Genomic DNA, 14615 nt, shown 5'->3' with positions numbered 1-14615 from the left:
TGGAAGTCTCAAGCAGGGCTTTCATTATTTGGGGTGCCTATCAAAGCCAAGCCCTTTAGCCCGGAGATAACTTCGATTTCTTGTAGTCAGGCGCAAGAAGCTTGGTTAGAATCCGTCTGACCCAACTGCATGGTGCGAAAAGGTTGGGTCTTTGAGGAGTCAAAATGCTGAAAGTTGGACAGGCTGCACCGATGTTCGTTCTTCCTGATTCGGATATGGAGTCCATCGATATTGCCCAATATCACGGCAAAAACAATGTCATCCTGTTTTTTTACCCTAGAGACGACACACCGAGCTGTACACTTGAAGCAACCGATTTTTCCGATCACGAGGATGAGTTTGCACGTCACGAATGCACTGTCATTGGCATCAGCCGGGATGATTGCATGAAGCACGCTGAATTTCGTGACAAGCATGGTATCTCGGTGCGCCTGCTGTCGGATTCCGAGGGTGCGGCGTGCAAGCAGTACGGTGTGTGGCAGGCGAAAGAAGTTGATGGTGTCAAGAAACATGGCATCCTGCGTTCTACTTTCGTCATCGACAAACAAGGTGTTCTCCGAATCGTGCTTTACGGAGTCAATGCCAAAGGCCACGCGCTGGATGTGTTGCGCGTGGTGAAGGAACTCAATTAATGAACATGCAAGTGGTAAAGAACACCGTTGTTACCCTCGATTACAGCGTCAGCGATCCGGATGGTGAACTCGTTGATGCCGGTCAGGAGCCACTGGTTTATCTGCACGGCGGTTACGATGATATTTTCCCCATGATCGAAGAAGCCGTTCAGGAGAAAAGGATTGGCGAATCGGTCATCGTGAAAATGCAGCCCGACGACGCTTTCGGTGAATACGATGCCGAACTGATTCAGATTGAACCGCGCACGGATTTCCCCAAGGAGTTGCAGGTCGGTATGCAGTTTGAGGGCGTGCCCGACAGTGATGACGAAGACGATATCCTGATCTATCGCGTAACTGAAATTGCCGATGACAAGGTGGTGCTCGATGGCAATCATCCTTTGGCCGGCATGGCGCTGGTGTTTACCTGTACGGTGACCGCTGTACGCCCGGCCAGTGCGGAGGAGATCGAGCACGGGCATATTCACGAAGGTGATTGCGACGAAGACTGATCTGAGCCGGTTTTCATGCTTCAGGTGTTGAGTAAATCAGCGTGACTTGTGCGGCTGTACTTCGAAGCGAAAGAGTGCCGGATCTTCATTGTCGATGATGACCTTGACCCATCCCATGAATGGATAGCCAAAGGTTTCGACACGCGTGAAGTTGCTGATCTGCTCTTTGGTTTCCGGATGGTGTAGCGGGTGGTCGATGCGTTGCCAGTGGGTGTCGCCATGCACGAGAAGCACTTGCCCGGGAAAGGCGAGTGTTTCGTTGCGCAGGATTTCCAGCAGTTCGAGATAGCCGCTGTGTCCAAAACCGATGGTGAAATGTTTGAAGCCTGGATTGCCTTGCATGACGATGACGATGCCCGCAGATTTTTCTCGTCTGGCAGTGGAAAATCCTTGCTTAAGCCAATCGATCACGATCGGATTCCGCGCCAGGAACTCTGGACTCGCTTCCTTGCTCATTCCGAAATTGTTGTCCGGGCCGGGAACGTTGAGCGACAAAAATAGAACCGTTCCGAGGCGCCAGCGCAGATGTTCCGGGTAAGCGGCAGATTGCTGCTCGACCGGAATTTTCGATTTGCCTTGTGAAAGCGGTTCGGCGAAGAAGATCTCCCTCAACTTGCCCAAGCGCTCCAACTCACTGAAATGACCGGTAATAACGCGCGTGCAGTCGGTCCATTCGTTGTCGCCAGGAACGTAGATGAACGGCACGCTGGAGGCCTCGAAAAGGGCGTGGCGATCCAGAAAAAGCTCATCACTGCATTTGGCATTGCTGCGCTTGAAATCGCCGGCATGGACAATGAAGGCCAGATGTTCGGTGGCAATGTCGTCAAGCATGAGCGGCAATTCGCGCCGTTCATGGTCGCTGTAGGGAACGTCGCCGATCAGCGCAAAGCGCCAGGTTTCTGCCTGTGCGCTAAATGCAATGATTAAGCCAAGCGTTGCCAGCAGGCGTTTCATCGACTAAGCGCCTTGAGTTCATAAAGGGCGTCTAGCGCCTGCTTCGGCGTCAGTTCGTTGGGATCGATAGCGGCCAGTCGCTCCATGGCCGGATTTGGCTCAGCTACAGCGGGTTCCGGAATGGATGCAAAGAGATCCGGTTGCAGCGGATTGATCGACGCGCGCTGCTCGAATTCGCGTAACTGCCGCCGTGCGGCCTTGACTACCGAGGAGGGGATGCCGGCCAGCGCGGCTACCTGGATGCCGTAGCTTTGGTTGGCAGGGCCTTCCTCGACGGCGTGCAGGAATACGATGCGCTCGCCATGCTCGATAGCGTCGAGATGCACATTGGCCAGATCGGCGTATTCGTTGGCCAGCAGGGTGAGTTCAAAGTAGTGCGTGGCGAACAGCGTCAGCGCACGGTTTTTTACGACCAGGTGGCGGCAGATGGCGAAGGCCAGCGCCATGCCGTCGAAGGTCGAGGTGCCGCGTCCGACTTCGTCCATCAGTACCAGGCTGTTTTCGGTGGCGTGATGCAGGATGGCCGCCGATTCGGTCATTTCGACCATGAAAGTCGAGCGTCCGGAGGCCAGATCGTCGGACGCGCCGATGCGCGTGAAAATCTGGTCGAGCGGGCCGAGCAGCACGCGGTTCGCCGGTACGAAACTGCCTACGTGAGCGAGCAGGGCGATCAGTGCCGTCTGCCGCATGTAGGTCGATTTGCCGCCCATGTTCGGGCCGGTGATGAGTAGCAGGCGGCGACCGTCGCCCAGCTTCGTGTCGTTGGCGATGAAGGATTCGCCGCCAGCGCTGTTGGCAAACAATTCGCCTTCCACCACCGGGTGGCGGCCACCTTCGATCAACAGGCCGGGCTCTTCGGAAAACAGCGGTCGGCAGTAGTTGCGCGCCAGCGCGATGTCGGCAAAGCAGGCCAGCAGATCGGTGTGGGCGACGGCGCGGGAGATACGCTGCAGTTGCGGCAGATCGGCCTGCAAGGCCGTCAATACGCCCTCGTAGAGCACCTTTTCGCGCGCCAGCGCGCGGTCCTGGGCGGATAGCGCCTTGTCCTCGAAAGCTTTCAGTTCGGGCGTGATGTAGCGCTCGGCGTTTTTCAGCGTCTGCCGGCGGCGGTAGTCGTCCGGCACCTTGGCGGCGTTGGCGTTGCTGATCTCGATGTAGAAACCGTGCACCCGGTTGTACTCGACCTTGAGATTGGCGATGCCGCTACGTTCGCGTTCGCGAGCTTCGAGGTCGACCAGGAAACTGCCGCAGTTGTCGTTGAGCGCGCGCAACTCGTCAAGATCAGCATCGAAGCCGTTGGCAATCACGCCGCCGTCGCGAATCAGGGTTGCCGGTTCCGGCAGGATGGCGCGGCGGAGGAGATCCAGTGCGGCATCTGGCGTTGAGAGTTGTTCGAGCAGTTCGATGAGCAGAGGCGCTGGAGTGTCGGCCAGCGGGGCGCGCAATTCGGCCAGACGGTGCAGGCTGTCACGCAGGCTGGAGAGGTCGCGTGGGCGCGCGCTATAAAGCGCGATGCGGCCGGCGATACGTTCGATGTCGGCAAAGCCGCGCAGTGCTTGCCGTACCTCGCGCAAGCTTAGGCCCCCGTCATCAAGCAGCGTTTCGACTGCCGCATGGCGTGCCGCCGGAACAGCCGGGTCGCGCATCGGGTGGTGCAGGGCGTGGCGCAAAAAGCGCGAACCCATCGCGGTGATGCAGGTATCGAGCAGGCTGCACAGCGTCGGTGCCGGCTGTCCGCGCAGGGTTTCGGTGAGTTCGAGGTTGCGTCGTGTGGCCGTGTCGATGCCGAGATAGGCGCCGTCGCGTTCAACAATGAGCGCCTGAACATGGGGCAGGGCGCGTGTCTGCGTAGCCTGGGCATAGCGCAACAGGGCGCCGGCGGCGGCAATGGCCGGGCGCAGCCCGTCGGCACCGAAGCCGGAGAGCGATGCGGTGTGGAAATGCGCACACAACTCGCGCGTCGCGGCTTCCTTGTCGAAATGCCAGTCGGGCTGGCGGGTCAGTTTTGCCTCGGGCGCGAATGGCAGTTCATGACTTTCCGCCACGACAATCTCAGCCGGGCGGATACGTTCGAGGGTGGCCGCGAGTTTCTCCGGAGCAACTTCCGAAACACGGAATTCACCGCTCGCCAGATTGAGCCAGGCCAGGCCGGCCAGTTGTTTGCTGGTGCTGAGCGCGAGCAATAACACGTCGCGTTTGTCGTCGAGTAGCGCCGCATCGGTCAGTGTGCCCGGGGTGACGATGCGCGCCACGGCCCGTTCGACCGGGCCTTTGCTGGTTGCCGGGTCGCCGATCTGCTCGCAGATGACCACCGATTCGCCGAGTTTGACCAGGCGGGCAAGATACTGTTCGACGGCGTGGTAGGGCACCCCGGCCATCTTGATCGGTACGCCGGCACTCTGTCCGCGCGTGGTCAGCGTGATATTGAGCAGACGCGCCGCCTTCTCGGCATCCTCGAAAAACAACTCGTAAAAATCACCCATGCGATAAAACAGCAGAATGTCCGGATTCTGTGCCTTGAGCGCAAGATACTGCTGCATCATCGGGGTGTGATTTGCCAACTCCTTGGTGCTACTGGGCTTGTTGTTGTTTATGCTTTTCATTCAATTGTTTACTAGTTATTGAGGGTGTTTTCAATTTGAACGACAGGTGAAAACCTGCTCTTTGCGCAAGCCAATTCTTCTGTTTCAGTTAAATCTGGAATCCAGCCTGGATTTACCCGCGTCGCGATGTTTCGGGCTTACTTGCTCAGCACTCGATCCGTGAGCGGAAGCTTTCCGGTACCTGGGTTACTTTCCGCTCTGTATAGTCGAAGAAAACAATCCCGGTTTTTCCACGCGCCACTTCACGATTGCTTGATCTCTCGTTCATGCGCCAGAGCAAATCACAGCCTTTGCTGCCGAAGTTGGCAGCACCCATGCTGACGACCATGACTTCTCCGTGAAATGCTTCCGAACGGTACTGCAGGGCCGCATCCGAAACAATAATGCCGACCCCTTCAATATCAAGTTCAGTGTAACCAAGAGACTGGAAAAATCGCGCACGAGCCTCCGAAACCACAGTGAGCAAGAGCGCATTATCCAGATGCCCACCATAGTTCATGTGGATGAGGTAGAGGGTGATTTCGGTGGCGAAGGGGAACTGCTCGGGGAGTTCGATCCGGATACGAGACATGATTTATTACAGACATCAGATGGCAGGGTTGGGAAGCATAACAACAAAGTGGGTAACGGTGTCGAGCGAACTATCGGTCTTGATTGAAGAATGTCGAGGACTCATCTGATCTTTGCGGATCAGGTGCGAACAAGGATGCGCCAAAGGCGGAATTGGTCACCCGGTGTAGTAGTCGAACCTGATTTTCACCACGCGCTGTAGCGGTTCTGTGGAGACTTCGGATGATCATGCCGGACTGACTCACGGACTGTCCCAATTGTAATCTGCGGGTGCTTTGCTGGATGTGGGGTAGTAGCGCGACGAAAAAAATCAAGCCCATGATCGTCAGCAGCACGGAGCCGAAGGCCAGTTTTTCTTTCCGTTTTGGCCTGTCTTAACGACCGGTTAGCGTTAAACCTAGAAAAAGCAGTTGACCACAACGAACACGGCGAACAGCGCGAAGCCTCCCTGAAGAGGGACAACGGAAAAACAATGACTTACACTGTTTTCATGATTCACCCTTTGGGTGAGCCATGAAATCCAGAAAAACTGAGGCTTTTCGTTGTCCCTCTTCAGGGAGGCTTCGCGCTGCCCGTTGTGTCGTTGTGGTTTGAACTGAGGTTTTTAGGTTAAAGCTTTACGCCATCCCCGGCGCCAACTGACCTAAACGTTTTCCCAGATATTCCATGGCCTGTTGCGTTTCTTCCCCGCCATCGAGCAAGTTGAACAGGTTTTCACTGAAGGTGCTAATCAGGTCGGTCAGCTCGAGTTCGTCCCTGCTCGACAGTTCAATTCGTGAAAATACTTTCGAGAAGTCCTGATCCAGCAGCATCAGTAGCTCGGCGCTTGCGGCCCGGTCACCCAAAAAGGCACTGCGCGCATTGGTGGTTGACGCACGGATGCGCTCTATCGTCTCCCGGATGCCGGCCTGGATTCGTCCGTTGGTTTCCTCGGATTCGATCGCCTTGAGCCGGGATTCGGCCGATTCTGCGGCGATGCACAGATGGTCGCGGAGCCGGCCACAGAACTCTGGATCATTTAACGGCATATTGTTGATTACCATGGTGAGGCGATCAAAGTTGTGGACGCTGCGGTTCCGGAACTCGAAGATTCGCCCCATGCCGCGAACGTGCTCGAGCACGGAAGCTTCGAGCGGCAGGTCGGTTCCTTGTGCGCTCAGGGTCAGCGTGCGCTGGGAAACCCTTGTCTGCACCACACCGTCAAGCCGGTAACGCTGCAGCATTTCGAGGATTCCGGCCGCGATCTCCTGTTCGGACTCCCGGGTAATCAGCTCACGCATGAAACGCAGGAGAATGGCGTATTCGTCCATGTTGGCCATCACCAGCGACGAGAGCAATTCCGAGTCCTCCAGTTGTTGCACCAGCGACAGTCTGCCTTCGGCGATTTATTGCGCGGCCTGGACCTTGCGCAACACTTCCTCGGCCTGGAAGGGCTTGACGATGAAATCCTCGCCGCCGGCATCGTAGCCCTGCAGTCGCGCATCAAGGGTGTCCTGGCTCGAAACGAAAGTCACCGGGATCTGACGCAGGCTGGCATCGTCCTTGATCTGGCGGCAGAAGGCATAGCCATCCATGCCAGGCATGCGTACATCGAGCAGGAACATGCCCGGCTTTTCCGTTTCGAGACGCAGTAGGCAGTCTTCTGCGCTGCTGAAGGTTTCTGCCGCAAAATCGGGCTTGAGAATGCCATGAATCGTTTCAAGGATGAAGGGATCATCGTCAACCACAAATACCTTGAATGTTTCGCTCATGTGACTTTCCTTATAAAACCAAAGCAGCTTCTTCTGTTTCTACAGCTTCTTCAACTTCGTCGCTGAATCTCGACGCGATGCAACGGAACTCGTCGGCGTCTTCAAGAAAGCAATCGACCAGCGATGGATCGAAATGCCCGCCGCGTCCATCGCGAATGGCATCAATGGCGGTAGCGTGCGGCAGGGCGGGTTTGTAGACGCGTTTGCTGATCATGGCATCATAAACATCGGCGATGGCCATCATGCGTGCGGCGAGTGGAATCGCCTCGCCCTTGATTCCTTCCGGATAGCCGGTGCCATCCCAGCGCTCGTGGTGGCCGTAGGCAATCTCCTTGGCGACGCTGAGAAACGTGAATTCCAGCCCCATGCGCTTGCTGGCCGCATGCAGCGCGTCGCGCCCGATCACCGGATGCCGCTGCATTATGTGGAATTCCTCTGCCGTCAGCTTGCCGGGCTTGAGCAGGATGTGGTCGGGTATCCCGACCTTGCCGATATCGTGCAGCGGTGCGGATTTCCAGATCTGCGTCCATTGCTCCCGGGTGACGGTATCCCGGTAACGTTGCAGCGGCGCCAGCCGCCCGGCCATGGCCTTGACGTAAGCGCGGGTGCGATGAATGTGGTTGCCGGTTTCGTTGTCGCGTGTTTCGGCAATGGTACCGAGGGCAACGATGGTCAGGTCCTGGCTCAGTTGCAACTCCGTCGTTCGGGCTTCAAGCTCTGCTGTTCTGGCTTCGAGATCGCTGGTCCGCTGGCTGACCAGCAACTCCAGATTGATGTTCTGCCCGCGCAAGAGATCGCCGGCTTCGCGCAAGCGCAGATGGGTCTTGACGCGGGCCAGCAGGATAGGCGTTGCCACCGGCTTGCTCACATAATCCACGGCACCGAGTTCAAGTCCGTGCGTGATGTTGTCCACATCCGAATGGCTGGACAGGAATATCACCGGAATCGCTGCCGTCAGCGCATCCTGCTTGAGCGCCCGGCAAATCTCGTAACCGTGCATGTCGGGTAGCCGGACATCGAGCAGGATCAGGTCCGGCAAGGGATGCAAGCGCGCCAGTTCAAGCCCTTTCAGGCCGAGCGTGGCGATGCGCAGCTGAAAATACGGGCACAAGGATTTCTTCAGAATTTCCAGTACGGCCGGATCGTCGTCAACCAGCAGAATCATTTTTTCCATCGTTTAGCCTCCTGAGGTTGTTACTTGTGACTCGACCGCCAGCAGTCCGCAGGCGGCAGCAAAGTCGAAGTTGTCAATATGCAGCACCGCCTTCTGCAAACGCGGCGCCCAGGCCGTGTCCTGGTGCTCGGCCAGACAGCCGGCGATCAAGCGGTCGCAATTGCTGTCACCGGCTTGCAGACGCCCGATCAGTTGCGCGATGGAGGCCGGCAGCACGCCGGCTGGCGCCGCCTCAAGCAAGGGTTCAGCCAGCGCGGCAGTGCTGTCGGTCAGGCCGAGTCCATTCTGGATTTCAGCGCACATGGCGGCGACGCCTCGTTCCAGATCAAGTCGACATTCTTCGGTCGGGGTTCTGCTGTCGATCGCCGTTTCAAGTTCCGCCACGCTGGCATGCAATGCGTTCATGCCGAGCAAGCCCATGCGTCCTTTCAAGGTATGGGCCACCATGCTGGCCGGTTCGAACTCGCCGGCGGCCAGGGCCAGCCTGATTTGGGTCATGGCGATCGGCGCTTGCACCATGAACTCGCCCAGCCAGTGCCGATAGCGTTCCTCGTCGCCCTGCAGCAGGGCCAGGCCAGCCCGGGTATCGATGCCGCGCAGGGGCGGCAATCCAGATACTGCCTTTACGCTGGCCGGAGAGCTCGCGGCAGCAAGCTGCAGGTGCTGTTTGCTGCGCGGTATCCAGCGCCTCAGGACGCGGTAGAAGCCAGCTTCGTCGAAGGGTTTGCCGATATGGCCATTCATTCCGGCGGCAATGCATTTCGCCCGCTCGTGGGTCATGGTATGCGCCGTCATGGCGATCACCGGCAACAGGGCACAGCCGTCTCGACTGCGGATCAGGCGGGTAGCCGTCAGGCCGTCCATGACCGGCATCTGAATGTCCATCAGGACCAGATCAAAGGCTTCCGTGGCCTGCCACAGGATGTCGAGCGCTTCCTGGCCATTGCTCGCCAGCTGCGGGGTGATGCCGACCACGGCGAGCAAGCCGTGGACGATATCGCGGTTGAACGGCTGATCATCGACCACCAGCACGCGCGCCTCCTGATAGCGCACCGGCGCTGATCTGCGCTCAACTTCGGCCACCGCCGGCAGCTCGCTGGCGGCACCCGGAGCCAGCCAGAGTTTGACGCGGAAAGTGCTGCCGATGCCGCTACGGCTAACCACGCTGATTTCGCCGTCCATCAATTCGGCCAGCCGTTTGCAGATGGCCAGCCCGAGACCGGTGCCGCCAAATTTGCGCGTGATTGACGCATCGGCCTGCGAGAACGGCTTGAACATCCGGGCGATGTCCTCATCGCCCATGCCGATTCCGGTGTCTTGAACCTCGATGTTCAGGCACACTCTCCCGACCGTGAAGTCATGCAGGCCGATGCGTAGTTCAACCCGTCCGCTGGGGGTGTACTTGACGGCGTTGCTGAGCAGGTTGAGCAGGATCTGTTCCACGCGCAGACTGTCGCCGACCAGAACATCGGGAACTGCGTTGTCGATTCGCTCGACCAGTTCCAGCCCCTTCTCCTGTGCCTTGAAACTGATCACTGAGCTGCAGCGCGCGACAAGCTGGCGCAGGCTGAAGGGGAGTGCTTCAAACTCCAGGCGGCCGGCGACAATCTTGGACAGGTCGAGCAGATCGTCGATGATTCCGGACAGCGTTTTCCCGGCGCTGTTGACCTTGTCCAGATAGTCACGCTGCTGGGCATCGGTGCAATAAGGTCGAGCCAGGCTGGAAAATCCGATCACCGCGCTGAGCGGGGTGCGCAGTTCGTGCGTGATGTTGGCGAGGAATTCGTCTTTTGCCTGATCGGCCACTTTGGCGGTTTCCAGGGCTGTGCTCAGTTCTGCGGTACGCCGCAAAACGAGATCTTCCAGATGCGCCCGATGCTCTTCCAGTTCCAGTTCGATGCGCTTGCGCTCGGTAACGTTCTCCTTGACCGAGACAAAATTCGTGATGTCGCCCGAGGTGCCGAAAATTGGCGAGATCGATGTTTCCTCCCAGATCAGATCGCCATTCTTGCAGCGGTTGCGCAGAACACCGCGCCAGATATGGCCATTGAGCAGGGTGTGCCAGAGTTCCTGATGCGTTGCCAGCGTCGTATGTTCGGATTTCACAATGCGCGGGGTCTTGCCGACCGCTTCGACACGGGTATAGCCGGTAATCCGGGTGTAGCTCGGGTTGACGTACTCGATGACGCCGTTGCGGTCGGTGATGTAGATCGAAACCGGGGATTGCTCGACGGCCTGGAGGAGCTTGGCCGACTCCTGCTCGGCTAGCCGATGCTGGGAAATGTCGGTATAAATCCAGATGCTGCCTTCATCCGGATGGGCATCATCGATGGCGCAACCGTTCAGTGCGCCCCAGAACAGACTGCCGTCCTTGTGCCGCAGCAACACCTCTTCGTAGTAGCTCCCGGCTTTTTCCAGTTCCGGGTAAGCACGCTGGCCGATCGCCAGAAAGTTCTCGTTCGTGTCGTAAAGTCGCTCGGATGATTCACCGATCAGTTCGCCGGGCGCGTACTCAAAGAGTTCCTCGAAGCGGCGGTTGCAGGCAACGACACGCCGCTGCTTGAGGTGGACAATGCCGACCAGGGCATTGCGCAGCAGTGTTTCATTTTCCGCCAGAAGCTGACGGGTCAGTTCCTCCTGTTGCCGGCGCTCGGTGACATCCTGCACGGTGCCGCGGGAGCGCAGCGCCTCGCCCGCCGCGTCGAAGTCGGACACGCCGCGCTCGTCTACCCACTTGATGCGCCCATCGCTCATGAGCAGCCGATGCGTGATCTGGTACGGCGTGCGTGTCACCAGCGAACGAATGTAGGCCTGATTCACTGCGTCGCGGTCATCCGGGTGAATGGCCTTGAGGAAGTCCTGGTAGGTGGCGCATCCCTGGTTCCGGTCCATCTCGAACAAACGGAATACTTCATCCGACCAGGTTAATTCATCACTACCCAGATCCAGTACCCAGCTGCCGACCTGGGCGATGCGCTGGGCTTCGTTCATGTTGTCACTGATGGCGCGCAGGGTGTCTTCCTGTGCTATCAGAGCTTTCTGGGCGTGACGTACGACCAGCAACAGCAGCAGATAGAGCGTGCCGAGCACGACCAGCAAGGTTGTCCAGATCTGCCATAGAGAACTTTCGATGCGCTGCATCAGCAAGGTCACGTCCTGATACAACTCGAACACCGCCACCACCGTCCCGTTTTCAACAATCGGAACGTAGCTGGAGAGCAGGTCGACGTTTTCCAGGCTTCCTTCGAAGGCGCTGAACTGATCACGATGGGTCAGTTCGCTCGCCACTTTTCCTCGCTTAGCCGAAACAAAACCGGCGTTGCGGCTCTTGTCCTCGCCTATTTGCGATGCGTCAGTGGAAAAAACGGTGATCCCCTGCATGTTATATAACTTGATTTTGACCACATCGGAATCGTGCATCAGGGCCGCGATCTTGTTTTGCAGTGTCAGCCTGACCCGGGTGTTGTTCTGCTGGTCCGGGGCTGGGCCGTCAACGCTCTGAAGCACGGCGCCAAGGTCCGCTGACAGCAAATTGCGGGTAATCTGCGTCAAGCCCCTATTGCGGTCTTCGGCCAGTTGCTCCATCTGTTGAATTTCATGCTGGCGCACCAGAATTCCGAGCGTGCCACCAACCAGCACCACGAGGATGAAGGAGAGAGTCGAGAAGTAGCGATTCAGAGCGCGTGTGCGCATTCGATCAAATCTGCTCGCTGTAATCACTTTGCTTAGATGCATGGGTCAAATCGACTGTCTGTCGAGCGGGCGTCAACCTGCTGCAAATATTGCACCAGCTTGTTCAGCGGCAGCGGCCGGCTATACAGATAACCCTGAAAGGCATGGCAGCCATGGACTTCGAGGAAGTAGCGCTGCTCCTCGGTTTCCACGCCCTCGGCGATCATTTTCATTCCCAGCCCTCGCCCGAGGGTGATGATGGTTTGCGCGATGGTCTCGTCGTTCCTGTTGCCGGGCAGGTTGCACACGAAAGACTGATCGATCTTGAGCTGATCAACCGGCAATCGGGCCAGATAGGCCAAAGACGAATAACCGGTGCCGAAATCGTCCAGTGAAAACTTGACGCCCAGGCGCTTGATGGCCTGCATCTTCCCGATGGTGTCCTCGACGTTTTCCAGCACCAGGCTTTCCGTCAGTTCGAGTTTCAGGAGTGCCGGATTGGCACCGCTGGCTTGAAGAACACCCTGGACCTGCGCCACAAAGTCAGGCTGACGGAATTGCCGGGCGCTGACATTGACCGCGATTTTCAGGTCACGGGTGCGCGCATCGTCTTCCCAGGTTTTAAGCTGGGCACAGGCGGTTTCCGTTACCCACAGGCCGATCGGCAGAATCAGCCCGGTTTCTTCCGCCAGCGGGATGAAGTCGTTCGGCGGCACCAGTCCGCGTTGCGGATGCTGCCAGCGCAACAGGGCTTCGACGCCGATCACGCGCAGCTCGGCATCGATTTGCGGCTGATAATAAAGCTGGAATTGCTCCAGTTTGATCGCCTGGCGCAGTTCGGCTTCCAGGCCGCTACGCAATTCCACAGCCAACTGCATGGCCGGATCGAAAAAACGCACGGTATTGCGCCCGGCGGACTTGGCCTGATAGAGCGCCAGATCGGCATGTTTGAGCAGTTCCTCGACGGTCTCCTGTGCGCAAAACAGGGCGACGCCGATACTGATTGTCGCGTGCCACTCGATGCCGTTGAGGTTGAAGGGCTGCGCGATGGCCTCGTTCAGCTTTTCTCCAACCTGCCTGGCCTTGACGGCGGCTTCGCTGGCTCCCGCGCTCGCTGCTTCCAGGATAACCACGAACTCATCGCCGCCCAACCTGGCCACCGTATCGTTTTTACGTACGCTGTCGCACAGGCGTTGTGCCACTTCGACCAGCAGCAAATCGCCGGCATCATGGCCGCGCGTGTCGTTGAGCGTCATGAAGTTATCCATGTCGAGAAACAGGATGGCGCCGTAAAGACCGTTGCGCTTGCTGGAAGCCAGCGCCTGGCCCAGCCGTTCTTGCAGTATGCGACGGTTGGGCAGTTGTGTCAGTTGATCGTAGTAGGCCAGGCGGTGAATCTCGGCGGCGGCCTTGCTGTTGCGGGTGATGTCGGAAAACGCGCCGACATAGTGCGAGATGCATCCCTCGGGCGTGGTAATGGCCGTGATGGTCAGCCATTCGGCAAAAATCTGCCCATTCTTGCGCCGGTTCCAGATCTCGCCCTGCCAGTAAAGCTTCTCCTTCAGTACCTGCCACAGGTTCACGTAGAACGCCCGGTCGTTGCGTCCCGAACTGAGCAGGGCCGGGGTTTTCCCCACCGCCTCGGCGGCGCTGTAGCCGGTCAAGGTGGTAAAGGCGCGATTGACTCTGATGATCACGTTGTTGGCGTCGGTAATCATCAAGCCCTGTTGCGATTCGAAGGTCATCGCGGCGATAGCGCGGCCTTCCTCGGTCTGCTTGCGCTGGGAGATGTTGGTATGGGTGATGACCACGCCATTGCCCAACGGGGTGACATTCATCAGGAACCAGCGTTGTTCCGTGGGCGAATGGCACGGGTAGTCCAGGCTGAAGCGCGGCAAAATGCCGTTGAGAACACTGATGATTCCGTCCCGCGCTTCCCCGGCGCTGGTCCGGCAGGCATCCAGATAACTGACTCCGATGTGGGTGAAGCCAGTCAGTTTGCCGGGATTGGTGCCGTTTTCGGCGGCGAAGCTTCGCCAGGCCTTGTTGACCGCCACGATGACGCCGTTTCGGTCAAGCACGGCGATTTGCGCGGAGATGGAGTCCAGGATGGCAAGATTGAAGGCCTCACAGTTCTGCCGAGTCGCCTCGGCGTGGATACCTTCGCTGCTGACATTGCCGGCCGGAGCGGCTTCGAAAACACACGCGTAGCGATCACACGATTCCTTCAGGGCAAGGTTGGAGCGCGTGGCGCTGAATTCAATGGCTGTTTTTACGGTTTCCACGAACACCTTCCTTCCACGTCATTTGGCGTCAATGAATCGCCTGTAGAAAAGCGGCTACGGCGACGGCAAATCCTGGTCACGCAATCACTCGTTGCCGAGCGATTTCTTCTTGATCCGTCGTGCTGGAACTGCATCAATTTATTCGATAACCCTGCAACCCGCATCAAATGGCGCTCTACAAGCCATATGCCGGCAGAGGCAATAAATACGCGGCTCTCCACCATGTTGTCTTGTAGAACGCCATTCGACGCGGCTTTCAGGTTCAAGATGTGCCGACTGCCGAAACTTCAACGGTACTTTCTGTTCCCGTCAGTTGCGCAATCTCCTCGACTGACAACACCTTGTTGATCTCCAGGATGATGACGAATTTCCCGGCGACCTTGCCCATGCCGAAGATGAAATCGGCGCGGATTTTTGCGCCGAACGACGGCGGCGGTTCGATCTCGCTGGCGGGAATCTCCAGCACCTCCGACACCGCATCGA

11 protein-coding genes are annotated in these 14615 nt (G+C 58.0%); 2 read left to right on the top strand and 9 right to left on the bottom strand.

From position 1 onward, the window contains the following. Positions 1-164 precede the first annotated feature (164 nt). Complete coding sequence (locus ACOYNV_RS14195; protein ID WP_422900443.1) at positions 165-632, top strand: peroxiredoxin; 468 nt, start codon at positions 165-167, stop codon at positions 630-632. Beyond that, positions 632-1123, top strand: a complete 492-nt coding sequence (locus tag ACOYNV_RS14190; protein ID WP_422900442.1) for an FKBP-type peptidyl-prolyl cis-trans isomerase — start codon at positions 632-634, stop codon at positions 1121-1123. The genes ACOYNV_RS14195 and ACOYNV_RS14190 overlap by 1 nt, the downstream gene beginning before the upstream one ends. A gap of 36 nt (positions 1124-1159) precedes the next feature. Here the strand turns inward: ACOYNV_RS14190 and ACOYNV_RS14185 are convergent, their stop codons facing one another. The 9 genes from ACOYNV_RS14185 to ACOYNV_RS14145 form a co-directional block, all read right to left on the bottom strand. After that, positions 1160-2077, bottom strand: a complete 918-nt coding sequence (locus ACOYNV_RS14185) for a metallophosphoesterase (RefSeq protein WP_422900441.1) — start codon at positions 2075-2077, stop codon at positions 1160-1162. Continuing rightward, on the bottom strand, positions 2074-4680 hold the full coding sequence (gene mutS / locus ACOYNV_RS14180) for a DNA mismatch repair protein MutS (RefSeq protein ID WP_422900440.1): 2607 nt from the start codon (positions 4678-4680) through the stop codon (positions 2074-2076). Before mutS ends, ACOYNV_RS14185 begins: the two co-directional genes overlap by 4 nt. A 145-nt stretch (positions 4681-4825) precedes the next feature. After that, positions 4826-5251 carry an acyl-CoA thioesterase gene (locus ACOYNV_RS14175; RefSeq protein ID WP_422900439.1) on the bottom strand — a complete coding sequence of 142 codons (426 nt, stop codon included), beginning with the start codon at positions 5249-5251 and terminating at the stop codon, positions 4826-4828. Between the two features lie 616 nt (positions 5252-5867). Then, on the bottom strand, positions 5868-6611 hold the full coding sequence (locus ACOYNV_RS14170; RefSeq protein ID WP_422900438.1) for a hypothetical protein: 744 nt from the start codon (positions 6609-6611) through the stop codon (positions 5868-5870). A 24-nt stretch (positions 6612-6635) separates the two neighbouring features. Next, positions 6636-7001, bottom strand: coding sequence for a response regulator (locus tag ACOYNV_RS14165; RefSeq protein WP_422900437.1), 366 nt, complete (start codon positions 6999-7001; stop codon positions 6636-6638). A gap of 10 nt (positions 7002-7011) precedes the next feature. After that, positions 7012-8175, bottom strand: coding sequence for an HD domain-containing phosphohydrolase (locus tag ACOYNV_RS14160; RefSeq protein ID WP_422900436.1), 1164 nt, complete (start codon positions 8173-8175; stop codon positions 7012-7014). 3 nt (positions 8176-8178) lie between these two features. Beyond that, positions 8179-11868, bottom strand: a complete 3690-nt coding sequence (locus ACOYNV_RS14155) for a PAS domain S-box protein (protein ID WP_422900435.1) — start codon at positions 11866-11868, stop codon at positions 8179-8181. Positions 11869-11900: 32 nt separating this feature from the next. Then, positions 11901-14132 carry an EAL domain-containing protein gene (locus ACOYNV_RS14150; RefSeq protein WP_422900434.1) on the bottom strand — a complete coding sequence of 744 codons (2232 nt, stop codon included), beginning with the start codon at positions 14130-14132 and terminating at the stop codon, positions 11901-11903. 262 nt (positions 14133-14394) lie between these two features. Further along, a partial coding sequence (locus ACOYNV_RS14145; RefSeq protein ID WP_422900433.1) for a chemotaxis protein CheW occupies positions 14395-14615 on the bottom strand: 221 nt, incomplete at its 5' end.

This window comes from Propionivibrio sp. (assembly GCF_049316945.1).
Lineage (GTDB): Bacteria > Pseudomonadota > Gammaproteobacteria > Burkholderiales > Rhodocyclaceae > Propionivibrio.
This window is presented reverse-complemented; position numbering and strand designations above follow the sequence as displayed.

Excerpts from the sequence above, each read along its gene's own strand:
- ACOYNV_RS14195 (WP_422900443.1), top strand. The coding sequence starts at position 165 with ATGCTGAAAGTTGGACAGGCTGCACCGATGTTCGTTCTTCCTGATTCG.
- ACOYNV_RS14190 (WP_422900442.1), top strand. The coding sequence starts at position 632 with ATGAACATGCAAGTGGTAAAGAACACCGTTGTTACCCTCGATTACAGC.
- ACOYNV_RS14185 (WP_422900441.1), bottom strand. The coding sequence starts at position 2,077 with ATGAAACGCCTGCTGGCAACGCTTGGCTTAATCATTGCATTTAGCGCA.
- mutS (WP_422900440.1), bottom strand. The coding sequence starts at position 4,680 with ATGAAAAGCATAAACAACAACAAGCCCAGTAGCACCAAGGAGTTGGCA.
- ACOYNV_RS14175 (WP_422900439.1), bottom strand. The coding sequence starts at position 5,251 with ATGTCTCGTATCCGGATCGAACTCCCCGAGCAGTTCCCCTTCGCCACC.
- ACOYNV_RS14165 (WP_422900437.1), bottom strand. The coding sequence starts at position 7,001 with ATGAGCGAAACATTCAAGGTATTTGTGGTTGACGATGATCCCTTCATC.
- ACOYNV_RS14160 (WP_422900436.1), bottom strand. The coding sequence starts at position 8,175 with ATGGAAAAAATGATTCTGCTGGTTGACGACGATCCGGCCGTACTGGAA.
- ACOYNV_RS14155 (WP_422900435.1), bottom strand. The coding sequence starts at position 11,868 with ATGCGCACACGCGCTCTGAATCGCTACTTCTCGACTCTCTCCTTCATC.